We start from the raw sequence: 23,045 nt of genomic DNA on the forward strand, positions 1-23,045 counted from the left end.
TCCGGCCGTTCCCAGTTCAGTCTTCAGTCGGCGTGGTGCGGTTCGAGTGGTACGACCTCCAGGTGTGTTGGGGCTCGAACCCGAGCAGGCGCCGGGCTTTGTCGATGGACAGCATGGTCTCGTGCTCGCCCAGCTCCTTGGTCACCGTGACGTTGGGAAACACCTCCGCGGCGAGGCCGGCGCTGGACCGGGACATGACGGTGTCAGCGTTCGCGATGATGAACGCTTCGAATCCCGGGCGGCCGTTTTCGAGGGCGCGTGCCACGGCCTGTGCCCCGTCGCGTCCATCAATGTAGCCCCAGAGGTTGAATTTCCGAGCTTTGGCATCGGCGTCGAACGACGGGAATTTCTCGTAGTCTTCCGGGTCCATCACGTTGGAGAACCGCAGGCCGGTGATGCTTAGCTCAGGATCCCAGCGCGTGAACTGGATGGCCATCTGCTCTTCGAGGTGCTTCACGAGCGAATAGGTGCTTTCGGGCCGGGCGGCGTAGTCCTCGTCCACCGGGATGTAGGGCGGGTCGGCGTCGAACGGCAGTCCCAGCACGGTCTCGCTGGAGGCGTACACCACCTTCTTGATGCCGGCCCGCCGCGCGGCTTGGAAAACGTTGTATGTGGAGAGCATGTTGTTCTCGAAGATGGCGGCTTCGGGAGCCATGCCCGGTGCCGGAATCGCTCCCAGATGGACCACGGCGTCGAAGTCACGGAGCCTGTCGTCCAGGCCAAGCAAGGCATCCATGACCTGGCCATAGTTCCGCAGGTCCACACGGGTCACCCTGTGGCTCCGTTCTCCGGTGAGGTCCAGGGTCAACACCTGATGGCCGTCATCGGTGAGCCTGCGGACCACATGCCGCCCGAGTTTGCCACTGCCGCCGGTCACCGCCATTCTCATGGGGTTACCCTTGCTGCGAGGAACTTCTCGACGGCGGCAATAGCACGTTTGGTGATTTCGGCCGGGTCACCGCTGCCGTCCACCGAGACCACCATCCCGCGGCCGGCATAGACCGCCACCACCTCGTGGGTCTCCCGGTGGTAGAGATCCAGCCGGCGCCGGAAGACCTCCACGGTGTCATCTTTGCGGCCCTGCTCCTTGGCCCGCTGGAGCATCCGCCGTTCCAGTTCGGAATCCTGGGCACGGAGTTCCACGACGGCGTCGAGCCGGTGACCCTGCGAAGCCAGCATGTTGTCCAGTTCCATGACCTGGGGCGCGGTCCGGGGGTACCCGTCCAGCAGGAAACCGGGCTGGACATCGGCGTCGAGGAGGCGGTCCTTGACCAGGGCGTTGGTGAGATGGTCCGGCACGAATGCACCGTCGTCGAGATATTTCGCGGCTTCCAGGCCCAGCGGGGTCTCCTGGCTGACGTTGGTCCGGAAGATTTCGCCAGTGGAGACAGCCGGGATGCTGAAGTGCTTGGCGATGTGTACCGCCTGGGTGCCCTTGCCGGATCCCGGCGGCCCGATGATGAGCAGTCTGGTCATGTCATGTCCCTCCGCGGCGCCATCGCCGGCTGGTTTCGGGTCCACCGCCGGCAGCGCCGGCGTGAGCTACATTCTGCCCACAAGGGGCACACATTGCCAGTGGCGGGGCCGCGGTGCCACGGCTCCAAATGTGGCATTTGTAATGTTCAGAGCTGTATATACTTCTGGTTACCGGTTTAGCAGCAGGCCGTTGGACAGTTCGTCGATCCAGCGATCGCCGCCACCTTGACGCCTTCATGGCAGGTTGCGTGGGTATTGCCGGATCGTTTTGACCTGAGCGAATGGCACTAAGAACCGTGGCCAGCGAGTCAACAGCACATACAGCTACATCAATCACTGATCACCTGCACGAAGAACTCCTCAACAGCACAGACGTTGAGGAGTTCCTGGACGAGCTCGCGCGCGTATCGGCGCGCAACCTGTCCGGGTCCGGCGACGAAGTGCTGTGCGGCATCATGCTGCTGCGCGAACGCAAAGCCGCCATTGTCGCCAGCAGCGGCCCGGCAGCCGAGGCGATCAGCCAGATCGAATACCAGTCAAGTGACAGCCCGGGCATGGCAGCTTCCGAGGAACAGGCGACGGTCCACGCTTCCGATCTGGAGCAGGAAGACCGCTGGCCGGAATACGCCGAAGCGGTGCTGGGCCACGGCATCCGGTCAGTCCTGGCCATCCCTTTCCAGCTGGAAGGTGAAACCAAAGCCACGCTGCTTTTGTACTCCCACCGGAGCGGCCGCTTCGAGGGCCGCATCCTGGAAACCGCCGAGGACTTCGTCCGGCAGACCTCCCTGGCACTGCGGCTGGCAGTGCGTTTCGCGCATTACAGCGAGACTGCGGCGCATCTTCGTGCCACCCTCGAGACCCGCACGGTGATCGACATGGCAGTGGGCATCATCATGGCCCAGAACCGCTGCAGCCAGCAGGAGGCTTTCGAGCTCCTCAAGGCCGCCTCGAGCACCCGCAATTCGAAGCTCCACAGCGTGGCCGCGGCGGTGGTCAGCGCACTGGGCCAAGGGCCCGCGCAGACGCACTACGACGGGTAGCGCCGGGACGGACCACAGCAGTCCGGCGTCAGGCGCCGTCACCGACGTCGGGTGGCCGCCCGGCGTCGGACCCTGCCACCACCACAAGGGCTCCCAGCAGCAGCGCGGCGTTCGCCCAGAAGATCCCGAGCACGCCGAGGGGCGCGGCGAAGGAGCCGACGGCGATGGGCAGCGTGATCTGCGCCAGCCGGTTGACGGTCATGCGCAGGCCCAGGACGGCACCGTGGCTCGAGGAGGCAGTCAGTGAGACCACCCAGGCCATGGTCAGCGGCTGAGGGATCCCAAGTCCAAGGCCGAGTCCCACCATCACCGCGATCGCACCCCAGGGGCCCACGAGCGGAAGGACTGCGAGCGACAGGACAGCCGCGCCGATGGACACGATCAGCATCGCCTTGCGCCCGAAGCGCCCGATCAGCCTTGTAAGGCCCACCCTGCTCGCCACGGAGACGGCCGCGCGAAGGGCAAGGAGAAGGCCCACGACGGCGGCACTGACGTTCTGTTCGGTCGCCCACACCGGGACGAACGCGTACATAAGATCCACTGTCACCAGCACGGCCCCGCTGACCACCAGCGAGCGCCACAGCCCGGGGGCCTTCAGGACACCGGCCACGCTGACCGTCTCGGCCGCGATTTTGTGCCGGCCCTTGCGCAGGCCGGCGTCCGTGCGCCGGAGGAAAAAGTAGGCCGGCGTTGCCAACGTGCTGAAGCCGAGGCACACCAGGAGTCCCAGGGTGGTGTCCGGCTGTGCTCCGGCGGGGATACCCAGCGACGCCACCAGTGTCACGGCGGGCGGACCGATAAGCTGGCCGATCGAAGCGGCTGCGGTCAGCGTCCCGAAGGCACTGTCCGTGGATCCATCCTTGCTGACGTGCGCCACAAAAGCCTGTTGGCCCACTATCACCATGAGGTGGCCCAGGCCGATGAGGGCACTGGCAGCCAGCAGGACGGGAAGCCCGCGGAAAGCGAGCATGGTGAGGGTCCCGGCCGCCGCAGTCAGCAGTCCGATGAAGGCCATGGCCGTGCCGCCGAACCTGTCGGCAAGCCGTCCCGCAGGCAGGGCTGTCAGCAGCGCGGGCAGGGCGAAGCTCGATGCCAGGACGCCGAGGAAGACCGGATCGGCGCCTTCAGCGAGCGCCCGGTATCCGATGATGAGCCGGATGCCTACCCACGAGGCCTGTGCCAGGACCGCTTGTGCGCTGAGGGCTGTCCGCCACCGGCCCTTCACGCCCGAAGGGGAATTTCGTCCGCTCCGCCCAACAGGCGGGTCAGATCCTCGATTCCGTCCCGGGCCGCCCTGTACCGGGCGGGGTCCAGGTGGAAAACTGCAAGCTGCAGCGCGTAGGCCAGGAGAACGGGAATCAGCTGGGTCCGGTATTCTCCGTCGTCGCCCCTCCTGGCGGTGATGAGGTGGTCCGGGCTGGGGCGGAAGTGGTAGCCCGGCACGTCGGAGATCAGGATGCTCTTGCCTCCCCTGCGGGCAGCCTCAGACACCAGCGCAGCAAGCTGGACGGGTGCTTCGCGCAGCGCGAAGCCGATCAGGGTGCTGTTTTCGTCGAAGCTGACGAACCGTTCAGCCAGATCCTTGGGAGCGGTCCCCAAGGTGACGATGGTCAGGCCCAGCCTGCGCAGACGCCGTGCCATCAGGTCACGGGTCGGCTTCTCATCGTCCCTCGAAAACAGGTAGATGGTCCGGGACTGGTGCAACGTCCGGGCCGCAGCATCGAGGTCTTCCTGGGAAACGAAGTGGGGCAAGCGCTTCAATGCAACGATTTCGTCGGCGACGAAAGCGGACAGGTCGTAGCCGGTGTCTCCGCGCATGATGCCGCCGTGATCCTCCTGGATCTGGGTCTCGTCCTTGCGCAGGTCGTTCCTGAGGTCCGGGTAGCCGCGGTAGCCCAGCTTCTTTGCCAGCCGCACAACGGTTGATTCATGGGTTTTTGCCCGGTCTGCAACTTCCGCGGCGGGAATGCCTGACATGTCATCGCCCATCAGGACGTTCATTACGCGCTCCTCGGAGGCGCTGAGCTGGACCGTACTGCTGGCCACTACTGCTTTGAAACCCACTCTGGCTCTCCTTTGAGATCCCTGCTCGAAACACTGTGATGCTTGACACTCTCTCACGGACATGCAATCCTGTGCAAGGTTGCAAGATTGGTTTACGGCCGATCCTGCTCTCCCTATTTTCTCCACTTTGCCGCAGAGAGGCGGACAACGAAGATGCAAACCCTCAACGCACCTGTTGCGCTTGAATGGACGGTGGCCTCAGCAGCCGTCGCCGGAGGGCTGGCCATGGCTGTGGTCGGCGCCGGGTACGGGCTGACCCATACCTCGGGTGTGGGGGCCGGATTCTTTCCCACGGTGGCCGGCACGCTCATGGCGTTGGCGGGCGTCCTCTGGGCTATCCAGCTCGTGGCTGCCCGCCGGACAGCCGTCCCGGCTCCCATCACGGGCGACACGGTTGAGTCGCTGCCGCCCCACCACGAGTCGGAATCAGCACTCGTATCCCTGCTCGATGACGACAACAGCGACGAGCCGGACGCTCCGGATTTCCCGGACCGCCAGGGTTGGGCACGCGTGGGAATCATCTCGGGCGCCGTCCTCCTGGCCGCCCTTCTCCTCCCCTTCCTGGGCTACACCATCGTGATGACGCTGATGCTGGGAACCATCCTGTTCTTCGTCAGCAAGCGGAAGCTCTGGATGGCCGCTGTGGTTGCCGTGGGCGCCGCCCTCGCGTCGCGGCTGGTCTTTGAGGTCTGGCTGGGGACGGCCCTGCCGACGGCCAGCATCGACTTCCTCGCAGGACTGGAGCTGTAGCCGTGGGATTCGATCAGCTCCTGGGTGGCCTGGCCACCGTCTTTACCCCCGAACACCTGCTGTTCGCCCTGCTCGGCTGCGTCCTGGGCATGCTGGTAGGCGTCCTGCCCGGTTTCGGTCCCGCGGCCGCCGTATCACTGCTCATCCCCGTGACCTTCGGCCTTGATGCGACCTCGGCAATCATCATGCTGGCCGCCATCCTCTACGGCGCTGCCTACGGCGGAACAACGACGGCGGTGCTGCTGCGGATTCCGGGCGAAGCCTCCTCCATTGCCACCACGCTGGACGGTTATCAGATGGCGAAAAGGGGCCGTGGCGGTCCCGCCCTCGTCATCGCCGCCATGGCTTCTTTCGTCGGCGGCCTGATCGGCGTCATTGGCTTTGTGGTGGTGGCACCCTTCAGCAGGCTCGCGCTGGAGTTCGGGGCCCCCGAACTGTTCCTGGTATCCCTCCTGGGGTTCGCCCTGATCACCAGCTTCGCCGGTTCCAACCCCGCCAAGGCCCTGCTGAGCGCGGCGGCCGGGCTGGCCATCGCCACCGTCGGCGTGGACTCCGGCGTCGGCATTGCCCGCTTCACCTTCGACATGCCCGAACTGTTCGACGGCCTGGGCCTGGTGGCGGTAGTGATGGGCGTCTTCGGCCTCAGTGAAGTCCTTGGCCAGGCCCAAAAAGGACCGCTGGGCGTGCCAAGCCCGTTGAAGGTTGCAAGGCTCCTGCCTACCCGCACCGACCTGCAGCGCTCAGCCTTCCCGTCGCTGCGCGGCTCATTGATCGGCTTCTTTATGGGCCTCCTGCCCGGTTCTCCCGGGGCAGCAACGTCGCTGGCATCCTACGCAGCGGAAAAGCGGATCTCCAAGCGCAGCAAGGAATTCGGCAAGGGCGCCGTGGAGGGCATCGCCGGTCCGGAAGCCGCGAACAACGCCCTGGCCGTCTCCTCCATGATCCCGCTGTTCACCCTGGGCATTCCCACCTCCGCCACCGTGGCCATCATGGCCGGCGCCTTCACCATGAACGGCCTCATCCCCGGGCCCCTGCTGTTCCGCGACAACCCGGACGTCGCCTGGGCCATCATCGCCAGCCTGATCGTGGGCAACCTGATTCTGCTGGTGCTCAACGTCCCGCTGGCCCGGGTCTGGATCGCTGTCCTGAAGGTCCCGTTCCACTACCTCATGGCCGCCATCCTGGCGTTTATGTTCCTGGGCACGTACTCCATCAACGGCAGCCCGTTCGACATCCTGATCATGCTGGGCGCGGGCATCCTGGGCTATATTTTCCAGCTGGTCAAGGTGCCGCTCACTCCCCTGGTCCTGGGACTCATCCTCGGCCCGCTGCTGGAAGAAAACTTCCAGCGGTCCCTGGCCCTCTCCCGCGGCGATTACAGCGTGTTCCTGCAGGGCCCCATCAGCCTCACGCTGATCGGCGTCGTTGTCCTGGCCATCCTGTTCGGCGCCGTCCGCCCCCTTATCGCTTCCATGCTGAAGAAAAAGACCACCACCCCCGTCGCACCAAAGGAGCTTGCGAAATGAAAAGACTCACTGCACTGACCACCACGGCGCTCGCCGCCGCCGTCGCCCTGGCCCTCACGGGCTGTGGCGGACAGGCCGGCAGCACCACCACAGCGGCCGCTGACTTCCCGAAGGCCGGGTCCACCATCGAGTGGATCGTGCCCTCGGCCGCCGGAGCAGGCAATGACATCCTCGCCCGCATCATTGCCCCCGCCATGCAGGAAGACCTCGGGGCCAATATCAAGGTGGTCAACAAGGAGGGCGGCAGCCAGGTGGTCGGCCTGAACTACGTGGCCCAGTCCAAGCCGGACGGCCTCACCTTTGGCAACACGAACATTCCGTCCATCCTGGGCCGCTACCTGGACCCGGCGAAGAAGGCGGCCTTTGACCGCAGCAGCTTCACGCCCATCGGCTCCTTCGCCACGAATTCCGTGGTGATTGGTGTCAACAAGGACAGCAAGTACAAGACCATCCAGGAACTGTTCAACGCCGTGAAGGCCGAACCGGGCAAGATCACAGTGGGCACAGACTCCCGCGCCGGCGACGACCACATCAACCTGCGACTACTGGAAGACCAGCTGGGCCTGGACTTCAACATCGTGCATTACAACAGCGGCGCGGACAAGGTGGCGGCCATCGTCTCCGGCGAAACCGACTTTGCCCTGGGTGGCGTGTCCAGTTTCTTTGGCCAGTACAAGTCCGGCGACATCAAGCTTCTGAGCGTCATCGAAGACACCACCAGCCCCTTCGTGCCGGACGTCCCCACCATGAAGAGCGCCGGCTACGACGTCAAACCCATGGCCAGCAACTTCGCCCTCTCCGTCCCGTCCAAGACGCCCAAGGAAGTTGTGGCAAAGCTTGAGGCCGCACTGAAGGCCGCCGCGGAGACGCCTGCTGTGCAGGAAAAGCTCAAGGGTGCGGCCACGCAGCCGGCCTGGGTCCCGGCCGGCGAGGTCAGCAAGATGTGGGAAGAGCGCGAGACCCTCATCAAGCCGGTCATCGATGAACTCCTGAAGCAGCAGTAACCATGGACACCACCAGAAAGGCCGGCGACACCATGCAGGCAGAACAGACATCCCCCCTCTCCACCGCTGAGCTGGTGCGCCGCCTGGCCGCCATCCCGGCAGCCAACATCGGCGACGCCCAGGAACGGATCGGCGTAGCCTCTGCGCTGTCACCAAGTTGGGCCGGAGCCAGGCTTGCCGGACCTGCCTATACGGTCTGGACCCGCCCGGGAGACAACCTCTACATCCACAAGGCCCTCGACGAGGCGCAGCCGGGCGACGTGATTGTGGTCAACGGCGGCGGGGACCAGTCCCGCGCCCTGATCGGCGACATGATCGGCCTCCGCGCCAAGAACCAGGGGCTGGCCGGGTTTGTGATCGACGGCGCCGTCCGCGACGCCGACGCCCTGGCGGACTGCGGGCTGCCGGTCTTCGCCCGCTCGGTCACGCCCGCCGGACCGTACAAGTTCGGCCCCGGCCGGCTGCAGCTCCCGGTGGCGATCGACGGCGTTGTGGTTTCCCCCGGCGACATCGTGGTGGCGGATGCCGACGGCGTGGTGGTGGTCCGGCGCGAGGAAGCCGAACAGGTCCTCGCCGAGGCGGAGAAGATCGAAGCACGAGAGGCGGCCAAGCGGATCGCGTTCGAAGGCGCCGCCGTCTGACCCGCTGACACCAGCCTGCGCGCAATGGCCGGTCCAACCACGGTTGGGCCGGCCATTGCGCTGCGGGCGCTACAGCTGGTCATAGAACAGCTCCGTCCCGCTGACCCGCACGCCGGACGTCGGCTGATGGGGCACCAGTTTTCCGCCGGGCATCACGTGCAGGACCTCAATGCCGTCGAGCAAGGCGGCGTGATCGGCGATCAGCCGCCGATGGCACCGCCACCACACGGTCTCGCTGCACATAATGGCAGCGGTCTGTTCCGCGGCCATCATCAGGAGCTCGCCGAGGGCCAGGGAAAACTCCGGAGACCTCATGTATGACGCGTAGGCCCTGAACGAGTCGTTGCGCAGCGCCACGTCCGGGGATTCCGGCGGAAGTTTCCGGAAACCGCCCAGCCGCTTCTCCCAGCGATAGGCGACGCCGGCCGCGGGCAGCCACTCTGCGAGCAGGTCCTTGCCGAAATGCGGAAACTTGCGGCTGCCGGGGGCGATGCGGACATCCACCAGGGATGTGACTCCTGCCGTGGCCAACAGTTCGGCGAACTGCTCCTGGCTGGCCGTTCCGTGGCCCACTGTCAACAAAGGGCGGTCTGCGGAATATGACATAGTAGCGATTTTCCACCTTCCCGGCCCGTACACTGGTTTTAAGCTGGCTCTGGGGGCTTTTATGGAAACTCATCGCGTCTGCCTCGTCATCGAGGACAACTACGATATCCGCGGGCTAATCACCGTTGTACTCACCCGCGCGGGCTTTGACGTGCGTGAAGCTGCCAGCGGGGCGGAGGGCATTGCGGCAGCAGCCGACCCCTGCGTTTCACTCATCACCTTGGATCTTGGCCTGCCGGACATGGACGGCCACGTGGTTGCCCGTGCTATCCGTGCGCTCAGCACCGCTCCCTTGCTGTTCCTCACCGCCCGGTCCGAACAGGATGATTACCTGGCCGGAATGGCCTCCGGCGCCGCAGCATACCTGACCAAGCCGTTCCACCCGAAGGAACTGCGGGAGGTGGCGCTGCAGCTTTGCCCGGCCACCGCCACGGCTCCGGCAACCCCGGACCCTGCCTCGCGCCAGCCTTAAAGGGCGGCACCGCCGGAGCAGGCAGCACCACGGGCCCAGACCCAACCGCGCTTTCACAGGCGCAGCACATCTCCGGCAAATCCCGGCGCTAGCTTGGCTGCCTAGAACTGAGGAATGACTCCTCTCAAGAACACAGAACGCAAGGGCAGCCGCGTACGGCGTGCCGTCGTCGCCGGGGCAGTTGCCCTCACACTGTCAGCGGGAGGTGCCACGGCCTGGGCCCTGGACCGCTTTGTGGTCCAGCACGTGGAAATCTCAGACGTCTCCGCGTATCAGGCCAGCCAACTGGGCGCCAGCCAGTCCGCCTCCGGTGAGGGCACCACCGCGGACACCACCACCGATTCCAGCGCTGCCACGGCGGTCACCGCCGAGACCTCCTATACCTCCGACCGCTCCAGCATCAACATATCCACGGTGACCACCGGCAGCGGCGACAGCACTGTCACCTACTACGTTGCCGACGTCGTGCTTGATGACGCCACCACCCTGCAGTCCGCCTTCGCCAACGACAGTTTCGGCGAGAACATCACCGAAACCACTTCCGCGATCGCCGAGGCCAACAATGCGGTCTTCGCCATCAACGGCGACTACTACGGCTTCCGGGACACCGGCATCGTGATCCGCAACGGCGTGGTGTTCCGCGACGAGGGCGCCCGCCAGGGCCTGGCGTTTTACCGCGACGGCACCGTCAAGGAGTACGACGAAACCACCACCACCGCAGAGCAGCTGGTGGCGGACGGCGTCTGGAACACCCTCTCCTTCGGCCCGTCCTTGCTGGACAACGGCGCGGTGGCCCAGGGCATCGAGGAGGTGGAGGTGGACACCAACTTCGGCAACCACTCCGTCCAGGGCGAACAGCCGCGGACCGCCGTCGGCGTCACCGACGAAAACCACCTGGTGTTTGTTGTGGTGGACGGCCGCAGCCCAGGCTACAGCGCGGGCGTGACCATGACCGGGCTGGCGGAAATCATGAAGGGCCTCGGCGCCACGACGGCGTACAACCTCGACGGCGGCGGCTCCTCCACCATGTACTTCAACGGTTCGCTGGTGAACAACCCGCTGGGCGAGAACAAGGAACGCGGCACCTCCGACATCCTATACATCTCGCAGTAGGTGGCGGCCATGATCATCCTGATCCCGGCTTACGAGCCGGACAGCCAACTGCCCGCCCTGATCCGTTCCATCCGTGACGCCGAGCCGTGGGCCACCGTGGTGGTGGTTGATGACGGCAGCGGGCCCGACTCCAAGGACGTGTTCGACGGCGTCAAGGCACTGGGTTGCCACGTCATCGGGTACGCGCGCAACCGGGGCAAAGGCTTCGCGCTGAAGACCGGCTTCGGTTTCATCGCGGACCACCTGCCCGGGCGGAACGTGGTCTGCGCTGACAGCGACGGCCAGCACACCGCCGCGGACATCCTTCGTGTGGCGGCCGCGGTATCGCTGGAGGGCACCGGCGACGGCCTGGCATTGGTGCTCGGCAGCCGGAACTTCACCGGCAACGTCCCGGCGCGCAGCAAGTTCGGCAACACCGCCACCAGGCTGCTGTTCTCCCTGGCCACCGGCGAGCGCATCGCCGACACGCAGACCGGCCTGCGCGGCTACCCGGCATCCATGCTCCCGTGGCTGCGCTCCGTCCGCGGCGAGCGCTACGAATACGAGCTGAACCTGCTGCTGGAAGCCAAACAGGCGGGCTATGCCATCCACAACGTGGACATCGCCACCGTCTATCTTGATCACAACTCCGGGTCGCACTTCCGGCCGCTGGCAGACTCGGTCCGTATTTACGCCCCGCTCCTGAAGTTCCTGGCGTCCTCGTTCGCCGCGTTCCTCGTGGACACCGTGGCGTTCCTGCTCCTGACCCTGGTCACCGACTCGCTGCTGGTTGCGGTGGCGGGTGCCCGGGCGGTCAGTTCTGCCGTCAACTTCCTGGTGAACCGGCGGATGGTGTTCGAGCACGGCAGGGACAAGCCGGCGGCCGCCGCCGGGCTGCGCTACTTCAGTCTGGTCCTGGTACTCCTCGCCGCCAACTATGGCCTCATCTCAGCCCTGGACGCCCTGTCCGTGGCCGCCCTGCCGGCGAAGATCCTGGCCGAAATTGTCCTCCTGGCCGTCAGCTACGCGGTACAGCAGCGGTACCTCTTTGCAGGGGAGACGGCTGGCACCTCAGAGCGGAATGCTGACATTCAGTCCCTGGACCTGAGCCTCGGCCACCATCCCGGGACGTTGCGCCGGTAGTCGAGGTACTGCTGGCCGTACGTGGAGGTGAGGGAAGGCTCTTCGTAACCCTTCACGAACGCGACCACCGCGGCGAGAACCATCACGGCGTAGGGCACAAGCCCCCAACTGCCGAACAGCAGCGCCTGGCCGAGGATGATGGTGAGCACCGCGAGGTACATCGGATTGCGCACGAATCGGTAGGCCCCCGTCACCACGAGCGTCTCGGTCGGCGCGACCGGAGCCGGCGTTCCGCGGTGCAGGGCGAACAGCGCGAAGGCGTGCAGGAGGAAACCCACGCCGATGGTGATCGCGATCCAGGCGATCGGCACAACGGCACAGGCCGCGCCGCCCCAGTCGTACCACCGCCAGCCGGAGATGAACCACGGGATAAAGCCTGCGACGACACCGGGCGCGAGGACGAGGAAGACGACCGATCCGATCCACGCCCGTGCCGACGGGGCTGCCTTCGCCATGCGCGCCAGACTAGCCCTATTCCCCGGACCGCGCGAGAAGCAGCAGCCCCGTCCCCTTATCCCTTGGTGCCCGTCTTTCCGGCGTAGGAGGTGGCCTGGCGGCGGACCTGGTCCACGTAGGAATCGGACTGGTTGTAGGAGTAGATGGCCTCAGTCCAGCCGTTCGCGGTGGTGAGGTCGCGGCCAGGGGCGCATAAGTAATCGGCCGCGCTGAGGGCGGCATCGTCGATGTTGAAGGGATCCGCTTTTCCATCACCGTTCCCGTCCCGCCCCGCCAGCTCCCAGGTGGTGGGAATGAACTGCATGGGTCCCACGGCACGGTCCCAGCGGGCATCGCCATCCAGGACGCCGGCGTCGGTATCAGCGATGGCCGCAAATCCGTTGCCGTCCAGGCTCGGGCCGACAATTGGCCCGCTCGCCTGCCCTGCGGGGGTCAGGCTTCCGCCACCGTAAGCTCCGTGGGCGGATTCGACGAAGCCGATGGCCGCCACCGTGTTCCAGCCAATCCCACACCCCGGAGCGGAATGATTGGCCGCCCCGGCCGCCGCCACGTAAGCGCGAAGTGCACGGGCGGGAATACCAGTCTGCGCGGCAGCCTGGATGAGCCACTCCGCGTCCGCGTTCCTGGTGATGTTCACGGCGGGAGTAATACCGGTGGAGAGCGTTTCGAGTTTCGCCTCCGCCCGTGGCGGAGCAGGAAGTGCCCCGCGGGTGTCCGCACTGGACTCCCGGAGCGCCCAGAACGACACCGCGGTGATGACGCAAATCGCGAACACACAGAAAACGAAGAGGCGTTTTAGGCGGAGAGCGAGGCCTCGGGAGTCAGTCACGGGTTCGATCCTATCGATCGAAGTCCGCCAGGAGGAACGGCGGCAGTCCGGGGAAACAGCAGATGAACGCCCTGCCAACACTCATATTCGGACCTGGGTTCCGTCACAGCACCTGCACAGTATCGCCGGGGATCGTAGAGAACAGCCCACCAACAGATTCCGGAGAATCCCGATGACTTCCCTTATTTTCATCGCCGCAGACCTCGCGGCCATCAGCATCCTCACGTTCGTTCTCTACCTGCGCCGGCACCGCCGACGCGACCTGGTGGTGTCCTACCTGGGTATGAACGTGGGTGTCCTTGCCGTGGCCACCGCCCTTTCCGGTTCCGCAGCCGGTCTGGGTCTGGGACTTGGGCTCTTCGGCGTCCTGTCCATCATCCGGCTCCGCTCCACCGAGCTGGCCCAGCACGAGGTGGCCTACTACTTCTCAGCCCTGGCGCTTGGCCTGATCGCGGGCCTCGGCATCGAACCCGTCTGGCTGACCGCCTCGCTGATGGGCCTGATCCTGCTGGTGATGTTCGTTGGCGACCACCCCCGAGTCCTGCCCGCCCACCGGCACCAGACGGTGATCCTGGACCGGGCCCTGACGGAGGACCGCGAACTGCACGCACGGCTCGAGGAAGTCCTGCACGGCAAGGTCCACTCCGCCACCATCCTGGAGCTCGACCTGGTCAACGACAAAACCATCGTGGATGTCCGCTACGCCTACAACCCCCGTACCGTCCAGCCTGCAGCCCACGCCGCCGGCGCGGCCATGACGACGGCGGCACCCCGGCACGCCGAACCGGCACCTCCGGTGACGTTCCCCGCGGAGGAATCAGTGCCGACGTCGTCCGCTCCCATCCCCGCTCCCGACCGCGCGGTGGACCCCGTCCATGCCACGGCAGGTGCGGCATGAGCGCCGGCGTCGTGAGCAGCCTCGTTGGCCTGCCGGCCGTCGGGCTGGAGGAACTGAACACCGAAGCCGCGCTGCAGACCAGGGTGGACCGCAAGTACGTGGTCCCCGAGGGGCTGGCGCAGGAGCTCCTGGCCACGTTCGACGCCGAAGTCCGGATCCTGGAGATGGACGGCTCCCGCTGCTTCGCCTACGACTCCGTCTACTTCGACACTGCGGAGCTGGACAGCTACCTGCTGGCCGCCTATGGCCGGCGCCGCCGGTACAAGATCCGGACCCGGACCTACGTGGACAGCGCCATCAGCTTCCTGGAGGTCAAAACCGAAGGCGCCCGCGAGGCAACGGTCAAGGAACGCATCCCGTACGAGCTCACGGACCGCGCCAGGCTGACGGCCGACGGCCTGGACTACGTCCAGGAAACCCTCGCCGCCGCGGTGGGCGGGGTGCCCGACGGCCCGCTCGAGCCGGTGCTCGAGACCCGCTATGACCGCACCACGCTCTACCTGCCGGAGTCGGGCAGCCGGGCCACCATCGATACGGACGTGACCTGGCAGCGGCCAGGCGAGCCGGCCTGGGTGCTGGACGGTGCGGTGATTGTTGAGACCAAGTCCGGCTCGGCTGCCGGCCCGCTGGACCGCCATCTCTGGGCCCACGGCGTCAGGCCGTCGAGGATTTCCAAGTTCGCCACCGGCATGGCGGCCCTCTGCCCCGATCTCCCGGCCAACCGCTGGAACCGCACACTCCGCCGCACGCTGGCTCTCCGGCCTGCAGCCTGACTGCTCCTCCCCCACATACGTCACGAAGGAACACACCATGAACCGCTTCCGCACCGCCCTGTCCGTCACCGCCCTTGCCCTCACCGTTGGCCTGGCCGGCTGCGCCTCCGCCGGGACGGCCGGCACCGGCACGTCCCTCACCGGGACCACCTCCACCGGCGGCTCGTCCACCTCCGGAACGGCCCAGGCCGCCGTCTCCCTGGACACCCTCGCCGCGGACACCCACTACGACGCCGACGACCTCACCTGGGATGCGGCCGCCGAAGTAGCCGTGACCCTGGCGGACGGCGCCAGCACTGTCGCCGCCGGAACATCGTCGTCCGCCGTGAAGGTCGATGGGAACACCGTCATCATCAGCGCGGCCGGCACGTACCGCCTGAGCGGTTCGCCGTCCGACGGCCAGGTGGTGGTGGCCGCCGGTGAGGAAGACGTGGTGCGGATCGTCCTGGACGGCGCCACGATCTCCAGCTCTACCGGCTCGCCGTTTGTGGTGCAGAGCGCCAACGAGGCCATCGTGTTCCTGGAGGACGGCACGTCCAACTCCCTGAGCGACGCCTCCACCTATGCCGAGACAGCGGAGGACGCCCCGAACGCGGCACTGTACTCCATGGCCGACCTCACCATCGCCGGCACGGGCTCGCTGGCCGTGGACGGCAACTTCAACGACGGCATCTCCTCCAAGGACGGCCTGGTGCTCGCCGCCGGCACCGTGACCGTGGACGCTACCGACGACGGGATCGTGGGCAAGGACTATGCGGTCCTGCTCGACGGCGCCTACCAGGTCACTGCCGGCGACGACGGCTTCAAGTCGGATAACGAGGAGGACGAAGGCCGCGGCTGGGTCCTCATCAACGGCGGAACCCTGAACGTCAGCGCCGTCGACGACGGCATCAAGGCGTTCAACACCTTGACCATCGCGTCCGGCGTCACCACCGTGGCCAAGTCCGAGGAGGGCCTGGAGGCCCAGCACATCGGGATGAGCGGCGGAACGGCCAGCATCACCGCCAACGACGACGGCGTGAACGCCTCGGGCGGGTCCTCCACTTCGGCGACGACCCAGGGTGGGATGGGCGGGGGCGGCGGCGAGATGGCCGTGGGCGACTACACGGTGGAAGTCACCGGCGGCTCGCTGACCATCAACGCACAAGGCGACGGCCTGGACTCCAACGGCAACGCCAGCATCTCCGGCGGCACCGTGGTGGTCAACGGCCCCACCAACTCCGGCAACGGCGCCCTGGATGTCAACGGCGAACTGGCCGTCACCGGTGGCACCGTTGCGGCGGCGGGAAGCGTGGGCATGGTGGTCACGCCGGGCACGTCCTCGACGCAGTCCGGCGTGCAGGTCACGCTCGGATCATCCGTCCCGGCCGGCACCGTGGTGCAGATCGCTGACTCTGCCGGCACCGTGGTGAGCGCTTTCGTGACCACCAAGGACACGGCGTCGCTGGTATTCTCCTCGGCCGCGATCACCGAAGGTGAGGAGTACACGGTCTACACCGGCGGCACGGCAACGGTCAGCGCCGGGCTGGGCGAAGGCTCCCTGGACGGCGCCACGAAGGTGGGCACCGTAACGGCCGGCGAGTACACGGCGTCGGAAGGCCCCGGCGGCGGAGGCGGCGGCTTCGGCCCCCGCTCCTAGCCCCTCCGCTGCCCACCCCTTCAGATGCTCCCTCGCTTTTTCCTGCATTAAGTGCGAGAGCGTCCGGGGTGGGGTGCTGTAACGATTCCGGTAAACGGCGCATACTTGAACGCACAGGCGGCCACGGCCATGGGAGGAAACCATGAAGTTTCTCGGAGCACTGATTGTCATCTGGCTGATCATCGGAGGAATCGCCGCCTGGCAGCGCGGCTACTTCGGCGGCGCCCCCGGAACCTGCGCCCAGGCGGGCACTGTGGCCGTGACCATCGTTGCCGGTCCCCTGAACTACATGGGCGTCAACCCGCAGATCGAGTGCGAACTGCCCCAGCCCTCCCCGTAGCCTCATCCTTGGAGCCGCGCCGGGCGTTGCCTAGAGTAGGGAACGCCGGGCGCGGCTTTGCGCGCTCTGCCCTGAACTTGATCCTGAACCTTCGAAAGGACCGCCTAGATGGCCTACGTCACCGTTGGAACCGAGAACAGCACCGATATCGAGATCTATTACGAGGACCACGGAAGCGGACAGCCTGTTGTCCTGATCCACGGCTACCCGCTGGACGGATCCTCATGGGAGAAGCAGACCACAGCGCTCCTGGATGCCGGCTACCGTGTCGTCACCTACGACCGCCGCGGGTTCGGCAAGTCCAGCAAGCCCACCAAGGGCTACGACTACGACACGTTCGCGGCTGACCTCAAGACCATCCTGGATTCGTTGGACCTCAACAACGCCGTACTCGCGGGCTTCTCCATGGGCACGGGTGAGGTGGCCCGGTACCTCAGCGCGTACGGTTCGGAGCGTGTAGCCCGGGCGGTGTTCCTGGGGTCCCTTGAACCGTTCCTGCTGAAGACGGACGACAATTCGGGTGGCGTCCCGCAGGAGGTCTTTGACGGACTCACCGGGGCCGTCACCGCCGACCGGTATGCCTTCTTCACGGAATTCTTCAAGAACTTCTACAACACCGACACCTTCCTGGGCACGCCGAGGCTCAGCCAGGAGGCCCTGGACGCCAGCTGGAACACGGCGTCCGGAGCCGGCGCCACCGCCTCCGTTGCGGCCCAGCCCACGTGGCTGACCGACTTCCGGGCCGACATTCCCAAGATCGATGTGCCGGCGCTGATTGTGCACGGCACGGCAGATAACATCCTGCCCATCGATTCGACGGGCCGGCTCTTTGCCAAGGCCCTGCCGAGCGCCCAGTACGTGGAGATCGAGGGTGCGCCGCACGGGCTGCTGTGGACGCACGCCGCAGAGGTCAACGAGGCCCTGTTGGCCTTCCTCAAGAAGTAGCAGGCACGAACACAAACAGTTGAGGGGCCAGGCTTTCGCCTGGCCCCTCAACTGTTGTGCGCTATTGCCCTGTTGCCTTCGCTCAGGCCTGCGCGGTCTTGCCCGGCAGCGCCAGCCTGAAGATCTTGCCCCAGGTGGATCCAACCTGCTTCAGCAGCGGACCCGTGGTGTACTTCAGGCCATAGCGCTGGCAGATTTCGCGGACCAGCGGCGCAACCTCGGCGTACCGGTTGGACGGCAGGTCCGGGAAGAGGTGGTGCTCGATCTGGTGCGACAGGTTGCCCGTCATCAGGTGCATGAACTTGGACCCGGAGATGTTGGCGGAACCAATCATCTGGCGGACGTACCAGTCCCCGCGGGTTTCGCCTTCCACCATTTCCTCGCTGAAGGTGTCCGTGCCTTCGGGGAAGTGGCCGCAGAAGATGACAGCGTGCGCCCAGACATTGCGGACAGCGTTGGCCGTCAGCGTGCCGTAGAGGGCCTGCTTGCCGGAACCGGTGAGCATGGCGACGGCGGGAGTGGCCGCGTAGTCCTTGGTGAACTGGGTGACCACCTTCTTACCCAGTGCCTTGAGGTCCTTGAGCAGGGCTTCCTTGGACTTCTTGCCCTCTTTGAAATCGTTCAGCTCGAGGTCGTAGATGGCAATGCCCCACTCGAAAAGGGGTGCCAGGATCGCGTTGTACAGCGGGTTGCCCAGGTTCATGGGCACCCACGGCTGGCTCTCGTCCATGCGCAGGAGGTTGTATCCGACGTCGTTGTCCTTGCCCACCACATTGGTCCAGCGGTGGTGCAGGTCATTGTGGGTATGCTGCCACGAGCGCGACGGCGTGACGAAGTCCCACTCCCACGTGGTGGAGTGGATATCCGGGTCCCGCATCCAGTCCCACTGGCCATGGAGCACGTTGTGCCCGATCTCCATGTTTTCGAGGATCTTGGCGAGGCTGAGGAGCGTGGTTCCGGTGACCCAGGCCGCCTTGTTCTTGCTGACCAGGAGAGCCGTCCGGCCCGAGATTTCCAGCCCGCGCTGGATCTTGATTATGCGCCGGATGTAGGCGGCGTCGGACGCGCCGCGCTTGGCGAGGATATCGTCGCGGATCGCGTCGAGTTCCCGCCCCAGCTCAGCTACCTGTTCATCCGAAAGGTGTGCTGCGGCGGGAGGGCGCACCGAAGGGCTGCCGGACTCTGCCAGCGCTCCGGGGCGCGTCCTTGCCGCTCCCGTCGGAGTCTTGCCTTCTGAAACTGTCTTCTTTTCTGAAACTACTGACATGCGGTGAAGCTCCTCAGAGTTCGAGGTTGACGGGTCCGGCGGCTGCCGAGACACACGTTTGGATCAATTCGCCGGGCTCGCCGTGGATCTCGTTGGTGCGGAGATCGCGGACTTGTCCGGCCAGGAGCGGGGTTAGGCAGCTGTGGCAGATACCCATCCGGCAGCCGCTGGGCATCAGCACCCCAGCGTCCTCGCCGACGTCGAGCAGCGGGGTATCGCCGTCGGCATCGACTTCCCGGTCCGACGCCTCAAAGGTGACCAGGCCGCCGTCGTGCCCCACACCCCCGGCGAAGGTGGTGTTGAACCGTTCAATCATCAGGTTGCCGGGGTCACCGGCGATCGCAACATCGGACCCGGGGGCCCCTGCGGTAAGCGCGGCCTGCTTCCACAATGCCTCCGCGTCGTCCAGGAAACTGTCCGGGCCGCAGGCGTAGGCGGCGCGTTCCTTCCAGTCGGGGCAGATCTCATCCAGCTCGGCCGTGTTGGTCAGGTCCATCCGGCCCTGCTCGCCCGTGTACCAGTGGGCCAGGCGGAAGTTGGGGAACTGGTCCGCGAGTTCGGCCAGTTCCTCGCGGAAGAGGCTGTCGCCGGGCGTGCGTGCGGAATGGACAAGCACGACGTCGGCATCCGGGCGGCGCGGGACCAGCGTGCGGATCATGGACATCACCGGTGTGATTCCGCTTCCGGCGGTCACCATCAGCAGCGGCCGCGGGTGCTCCGGGAGGACGAAGTCACCCTGCGGAGGCGCGAGGAACAGGACGTCGCCAGGCTTTGTGGTGCGGACCAGGGTTCCGGAAACGGCTCCGACGTCCGTGACGGTGATGGCGGGGTCCTTGCCGGCGGGGGCACTCAGGGAATAGGACCGCCAGTGCCGGACGCCGTCGAGCTCAACGCCGATGCGCGCCCACTGGCCGGCGAGATGGGAATGCCAGCCGCGGCCGGGGCGGAAAAAGATAGTGGCCGACTGCGCCGTTTCCTGGACCACCCGCGTCACAACGCCGCGGAGCTGGCGTGCAGAAAAGACAGGATTGAACAGCGCCAGAACATCTTCGGGCGATAAAGGTGTGGTCAGGACGGAGGCCGCCTGGGCCAGCTGACGTAGCCGGATCATGCAGTTATACCTAAAGCGGCGCGAGCCATATTTCTCTCTCCTGACCGTTCCGCAGTCACGCTGTAGCAGTCACGCTGTTGTGTAGGGCACTCAAGCCCCCCAAAGCCCGCTATAAGCCTAACGGCTTCGGCTGGTGGATGGTTCCCTGAAGAATATTAGTAAGGATGCTGACTAATTGCCACTGCAGGTCACCGGGACGAGCCAGGCCGACTGCGGGGGACGATGATCAGCGACTATCCCGCGACTCGAACTCTTCATCGAGGTCCTGATGCCTGAATTCCGTCTCCGGATTCGGTTCACCTTCAGCCACGTACTCGTAGTCGAGCTGGCGTTGCACCTGGCTGTCCAGAACCTGGAGCCGCTGGTCTGGAAGTGCAGAAAGATCCTCTGGGAATTCGTCTTCCGGCGTCAGGTGGAGCTTTTCGGACATGGGGTGCCTCTCTGGCTGCAGGGCAGAGCAGGGATCAGCAGGTTGCCCGGTCCTCCTAGGATATTCCCTCCACAGCAGATCACGCACCGGGATCTGCCCGGATTCAGGCGCGGGACGGGCTCCACCCCAAGGCCGGAGCAATGTGCCGTGCGATGTTGCCCAGCATCTTGGCATTGAAGTCCACGCCCAGCTGATTGGGGACCGTGAGGAGCAGCGTATCTGCCGCTTGGACGGCGGCGTCGGCTGCCAGTTGCTCGGCCACGACGTCCGGGGCGCCCGCGTAGGATTTGCCGAAGCGGGCGGTCAGGCCGTCGATAATGCCCACCTGGTCACGGCTGTCCCGAAGGGCGCTGCCGGCAAAGTAGCGGCTGTCCTCCTCGTCCACAATTGGCAGGACGCTCCGGCTGACGGACACCCTCGGCTGGTGGCTGTGCCCGGCTGCTGCCCAGGCGTCCCGGAAGAGCTGGATCTGTTCCGCCTGAAGCTGGTCGAAGGGCACGCCGGTGTCTTCTGTGAGCAGCGTGGAGCTCATCAGGTTCATGCCAAGGCCTGCGGCCCAGACGGCAGTTTTCCGGCTGCCGGCACCCCACCAGATCCGCTCGGCAAGGCCCGGCGACTGCGGCCTGACCGGCAAAAGGCCGCCCGCGGCGCCAGCGTAGCGCGGGTCCGCTTCGGCAACACCGGCACCGCTGATCGCCTGCCGGAACTGGGCGGTATGCCGGCGGGCCATGTCGGCATCCGTTTCCCCGGCCTCCGGACGGTAACCGAAGGCTTCGGCGCCGTTCCGGGCCGGCTCGGGTGAACCGCGGCTGATGCCCAGCTGCAGCCGCCCGCCGCTGATCAAGTCAGTGGCCGCGGCCTCCTCGGCCATGTAGAGCGGGTTCTCGTAGCGCATATCAATAACGCCGGTGCCGATCTCAATGCGTTGGGTCCGGGCGGCAATGGCAGCCAGCAGTGGGAACGGGGACGCCTGCTGGCGGGCGAAGTGGTGGACCCGGAAAAATGCGCCGTCGATGCCGAGTTCCTCCGCGGCGACGGCGAGCTCGATCCCCTGAATCAGGGCCTCGCCCGCTGTCCGGGTCTGTGAACCCTGGCCGGGGCCCCAGTGGCCGAATGAGAGGAATCCGATACGGAGCATGTTTGGCCTAACCTGCTGCGACCTATCCGCATTCCCGGCTGGCATGATGAGCCTGTGAATATTCCCCCTGAAACGCTATCCATTGCCAAAACGGCCCTGCTTTTCGTCCTGGCCGCGGCGGCCGAGATCGGCGGCGCGTGGCTGGTGTGGCAGGCCGTCCGTGAGGGCAAGGACTGGTGGTGGGCAGGGCTGGGCGTCATTGCGCTCGGCATCTATGGTTTTGTGGCCACGCTTCAGCCGGATGCCCACTTCGGCAGGATCCTGGCGGCCTACGGAGGGGTTTTTGTTGCAGGGTCGCTGGCCTGGGGCATGGTCTTTGACGGCTTCCGGCCCGACCGGTGGGACATTGCCGGTTCCGTCATCTGCCTGCTGGGCGTCGCCGTGATCATGTTTGCGCCCCGAAACGCCGGCTGAACCCGAAACGCCGGTCGCCAATACGCCAACCCAGCTGCACACTTAATCCATCCTTTGTACGGATCTGGATGGTGATCATCGATGGCCGTGATAATCGTGGCAGGCTCCGCCCTGCTTCTGCTCCTTGGCTTGCTCACGGTAGTGCTGTGGGGAGGCCGGAGCATCCGGGAGCCGCCTGCCGGAGGGCACGGCCTTGCTTCGGGCTCTACCGTGCAGGACTTCCGGACCGACGCAAAACTGAGCGCACTGCGACGGTACTTCTGGTGGGCCAACGTGGTGTCCTTTTCCGCCCTGGCCTCGGCGCTCTTCGCCGCCTGGCCGGGAGGACGGCTGATCATGCGCATCCTGGCGGACACGTCACCCGATTCGGCCCAGGGCCGGCTGACGGAAGCCGATTTCAACGTGGGGTTTCCGAGCGTTGGGGGAACCATGGCCCTGCTGCTCTTCGCTGGCCTCCCGGCCGGGTTCCTGGCTGCCATCCTGTTTCCGCTGATCCGCCGCTGGCTTCCACGCGGACGCGTGGCAGGGCCGCTGTTCGGTTTGCTTCTGATGGTGTGGCTGGGCTCCGTCCTGGATCCCTTGCGCGCAACAAACATTGACTTCACGATTGTTGGACCCGGCTGGCTGGCCGTGGCTCTGTTTGCCGGGCTTGCCCTCCTGCACGGAGCCGTCGCAGCCGCCGCGGCGGGCTGGTGGAGTGAGCGCCTTCCGCTGTGGAGCAATGGAGCGGCCAAATACTATGTTCCGTTGCTTGCCGGCGGCGTCCTGTTTCCGCCGTTCGCCGTGCTCGTTGTCGCAGGGTCCCTTGTGATCCTGCTCTGGCTGAGTGTTATTCCCGCTTCGCGGCTGAGTCCCCCGCGTCCACGCCATGCGCCCGCCTGGTTGGGTGTCGGGGCACTGGCGCTCGTCACAGCCGCCGCGCTTCCCGTTTTTATCAGCGCGGTGTTTTCCATCTCTACGAGGGCCAGCTGATTCCAAGGCTAAACTGGCC

General features: G+C 65.9%; 26 protein-coding genes. 15 read left to right on the forward strand and 11 right to left on the reverse strand.

The window, feature by feature from the left end; all coding sequences use genetic code 11:
• Positions 1–16: 16 nt before the first annotated feature.
• Together J2808_RS09240 and J2808_RS09245 are read right to left on the reverse strand one after the other, a co-directional pair.
• Positions 17–889: an NAD-dependent epimerase/dehydratase family protein gene (locus J2808_RS09240; protein ID WP_309814983.1), complete on the reverse strand. Its 873-nt coding sequence runs from the start codon at positions 887–889 to the stop codon at positions 17–19.
• The gene (locus J2808_RS09245; protein ID WP_309814987.1) at positions 886–1,476 is read right to left on the reverse strand and encodes an adenylate kinase; all 591 of its coding nucleotides are present in this window, start codon (positions 1,474–1,476) and stop codon (positions 886–888) included. Before J2808_RS09245 ends, J2808_RS09240 begins: the two co-directional genes overlap by 4 nt.
• Before the next feature lie 296 nt (positions 1,477–1,772).
• Here J2808_RS09245 and J2808_RS09250 point away from each other — a divergent pair, with 296 nt between their 5' ends.
• Positions 1,773–2,516 (forward strand): GAF and ANTAR domain-containing protein, encoded by a 744-nt coding sequence (locus J2808_RS09250; RefSeq protein ID WP_309815570.1) that lies wholly within the window; start codon positions 1,773–1,775, stop codon positions 2,514–2,516.
• 28 nt (positions 2,517–2,544) lie between these two features.
• Here J2808_RS09250 and J2808_RS09255 read toward each other — a convergent pair whose 3' ends face one another.
• Both J2808_RS09255 and J2808_RS09260 read right to left on the reverse strand, forming a co-directional pair.
• Positions 2,545–3,741: an MFS transporter gene (locus J2808_RS09255; protein ID WP_309814991.1), complete on the reverse strand. Its 1,197-nt coding sequence runs from the start codon at positions 3,739–3,741 to the stop codon at positions 2,545–2,547.
• Positions 3,738–4,580: a MurR/RpiR family transcriptional regulator gene (locus tag J2808_RS09260; RefSeq protein ID WP_309814993.1), complete on the reverse strand. Its 843-nt coding sequence runs from the start codon at positions 4,578–4,580 to the stop codon at positions 3,738–3,740. Before J2808_RS09260 ends, J2808_RS09255 begins: the two co-directional genes overlap by 4 nt.
• 153 nt (positions 4,581–4,733) lie before the next feature.
• Between J2808_RS09260 and J2808_RS09265 the strand changes: the two genes are divergently transcribed.
• From J2808_RS09265 to J2808_RS09280, 4 genes are read left to right on the forward strand one after another with little or no spacing between them, the layout of a single operon-like run.
• The gene (locus J2808_RS09265; protein ID WP_309814995.1) at positions 4,734–5,330 is read left to right on the forward strand and encodes a tripartite tricarboxylate transporter TctB family protein; all 597 of its coding nucleotides are present in this window, start codon (positions 4,734–4,736) and stop codon (positions 5,328–5,330) included.
• Positions 5,331–5,332: 2 nt separating this feature from the next.
• On the forward strand, positions 5,333–6,856 hold the full coding sequence (locus tag J2808_RS09270) for a tripartite tricarboxylate transporter permease (RefSeq protein WP_309814998.1): 1,524 nt from the start codon (positions 5,333–5,335) through the stop codon (positions 6,854–6,856).
• Positions 6,853–7,860: a Bug family tripartite tricarboxylate transporter substrate binding protein gene (locus tag J2808_RS09275; RefSeq protein WP_309815001.1), complete on the forward strand. Its 1,008-nt coding sequence runs from the start codon at positions 6,853–6,855 to the stop codon at positions 7,858–7,860. Before J2808_RS09270 ends, J2808_RS09275 begins: the two co-directional genes overlap by 4 nt.
• Before the next feature lie 2 nt (positions 7,861–7,862).
• On the forward strand, positions 7,863–8,501 hold the full coding sequence (locus J2808_RS09280; protein WP_397428021.1) for an RraA family protein: 639 nt from the start codon (positions 7,863–7,865) through the stop codon (positions 8,499–8,501).
• A gap of 69 nt (positions 8,502–8,570) precedes the next feature.
• Here the strand turns inward: J2808_RS09280 and J2808_RS09285 are convergent, their stop codons facing one another.
• On the reverse strand, positions 8,571–9,107 hold the full coding sequence (locus J2808_RS09285; protein WP_309815003.1) for a DUF488 domain-containing protein: 537 nt from the start codon (positions 9,105–9,107) through the stop codon (positions 8,571–8,573).
• 61 nt (positions 9,108–9,168) lie between these two features.
• On the opposite strand from J2808_RS09285, the gene J2808_RS09290 reads away from it, so the two are divergent.
• The 3 genes from J2808_RS09290 to J2808_RS09300 all read left to right on the forward strand — a co-directional run bounded on the left by J2808_RS09290 (position 9,169) and on the right by J2808_RS09300 (position 11,814).
• The gene (locus J2808_RS09290; protein WP_309815006.1) at positions 9,169–9,579 is read left to right on the forward strand and encodes a response regulator transcription factor; all 411 of its coding nucleotides are present in this window, start codon (positions 9,169–9,171) and stop codon (positions 9,577–9,579) included.
• Between the two features lie 114 nt (positions 9,580–9,693).
• Positions 9,694–10,692: a phosphodiester glycosidase family protein gene (locus J2808_RS09295; RefSeq protein ID WP_309815010.1), complete on the forward strand. Its 999-nt coding sequence runs from the start codon at positions 9,694–9,696 to the stop codon at positions 10,690–10,692.
• A gap of 9 nt (positions 10,693–10,701) precedes the next feature.
• Positions 10,702–11,814: a bifunctional glycosyltransferase family 2/GtrA family protein gene (locus J2808_RS09300; RefSeq protein WP_309815013.1), complete on the forward strand. Its 1,113-nt coding sequence runs from the start codon at positions 10,702–10,704 to the stop codon at positions 11,812–11,814.
• Here J2808_RS09300 and J2808_RS09305 read toward each other — a convergent pair.
• A complete protein-coding gene (locus tag J2808_RS09305) occupies positions 11,763–12,269 on the reverse strand; it encodes a methyltransferase family protein (protein WP_309815016.1) in 507 nt (168 codons plus the stop codon). The two genes, J2808_RS09300 and J2808_RS09305, sit on opposite strands and share 52 nt — an antisense overlap.
• 56 nt (positions 12,270–12,325) lie before the next feature.
• A complete protein-coding gene (locus tag J2808_RS09310) occupies positions 12,326–13,099 on the reverse strand; it encodes a lytic transglycosylase domain-containing protein (RefSeq protein ID WP_309815019.1) in 774 nt (257 codons plus the stop codon).
• Between the two features lie 172 nt (positions 13,100–13,271).
• Between J2808_RS09310 and J2808_RS09315 the strand changes: the two genes are divergently transcribed.
• From J2808_RS09315 to J2808_RS09335, 5 genes are all read left to right on the forward strand, one after another.
• A complete protein-coding gene (locus J2808_RS09315) occupies positions 13,272–13,997 on the forward strand; it encodes a DUF4956 domain-containing protein (RefSeq protein WP_309815022.1) in 726 nt (241 codons plus the stop codon).
• Positions 13,994–14,770, forward strand: coding sequence for a polyphosphate polymerase domain-containing protein (locus tag J2808_RS09320; RefSeq protein ID WP_309815024.1), 777 nt, complete (start codon positions 13,994–13,996; stop codon positions 14,768–14,770). Before J2808_RS09315 ends, J2808_RS09320 begins: the two co-directional genes overlap by 4 nt.
• Positions 14,771–14,807: 37 nt before the next feature.
• Positions 14,808–16,409: a carbohydrate-binding domain-containing protein gene (locus J2808_RS09325; protein WP_309815027.1), complete on the forward strand. Its 1,602-nt coding sequence runs from the start codon at positions 14,808–14,810 to the stop codon at positions 16,407–16,409.
• A 142-nt stretch (positions 16,410–16,551) separates the two neighbouring features.
• Positions 16,552–16,749: a hypothetical protein gene (locus J2808_RS09330; RefSeq protein ID WP_309815030.1), complete on the forward strand. Its 198-nt coding sequence runs from the start codon at positions 16,552–16,554 to the stop codon at positions 16,747–16,749.
• 108 nt (positions 16,750–16,857) lie between these two features.
• Positions 16,858–17,694, forward strand: a complete 837-nt coding sequence (locus tag J2808_RS09335) for an alpha/beta fold hydrolase (RefSeq protein ID WP_309815034.1) — start codon at positions 16,858–16,860, stop codon at positions 17,692–17,694.
• Between the two features lie 82 nt (positions 17,695–17,776).
• Here the strand turns inward: J2808_RS09335 and J2808_RS09340 are convergent, their stop codons facing one another.
• The 4 genes from J2808_RS09340 to J2808_RS09355 all read right to left on the reverse strand — a co-directional run bounded on the left by J2808_RS09340 (position 17,777) and on the right by J2808_RS09355 (position 21,640).
• Positions 17,777–18,961, reverse strand: coding sequence for a fatty acid desaturase family protein (locus J2808_RS09340; protein ID WP_309815037.1), 1,185 nt, complete (start codon positions 18,959–18,961; stop codon positions 17,777–17,779).
• Between the two features lie 13 nt (positions 18,962–18,974).
• Positions 18,975–20,072, reverse strand: a complete 1,098-nt coding sequence (locus J2808_RS09345; protein WP_309815040.1) for a ferredoxin reductase — start codon at positions 20,070–20,072, stop codon at positions 18,975–18,977.
• 226 nt (positions 20,073–20,298) lie between these two features.
• Entirely contained in the window at positions 20,299–20,502 is a 204-nt protein-coding gene (locus J2808_RS09350) for a hypothetical protein (protein WP_309815042.1), read from the reverse strand.
• Between the two features lie 103 nt (positions 20,503–20,605).
• Positions 20,606–21,640, reverse strand: coding sequence for an LLM class flavin-dependent oxidoreductase (locus tag J2808_RS09355; RefSeq protein ID WP_309815044.1), 1,035 nt, complete (start codon positions 21,638–21,640; stop codon positions 20,606–20,608).
• 54 nt (positions 21,641–21,694) lie between these two features.
• Between J2808_RS09355 and J2808_RS09360 the strand changes: the two genes are divergently transcribed.
• Positions 21,695–22,054 carry a YnfA family protein gene (locus J2808_RS09360; RefSeq protein WP_309815046.1) on the forward strand — a complete coding sequence of 120 codons (360 nt, stop codon included), beginning with the start codon at positions 21,695–21,697 and terminating at the stop codon, positions 22,052–22,054.
• 81 nt (positions 22,055–22,135) lie between these two features.
• Entirely contained in the window at positions 22,136–23,026 is an 891-nt protein-coding gene (locus J2808_RS09365) for a hypothetical protein (RefSeq protein WP_309815048.1), read from the forward strand.
• The last annotated feature ends 19 nt before the right edge of the window (positions 23,027–23,045 follow it).

It is taken from the genome of Pseudarthrobacter sulfonivorans (assembly GCF_031454915.1).
Lineage (GTDB): Bacteria > Actinomycetota > Actinomycetes > Actinomycetales > Micrococcaceae > Arthrobacter > Arthrobacter sulfonivorans_C.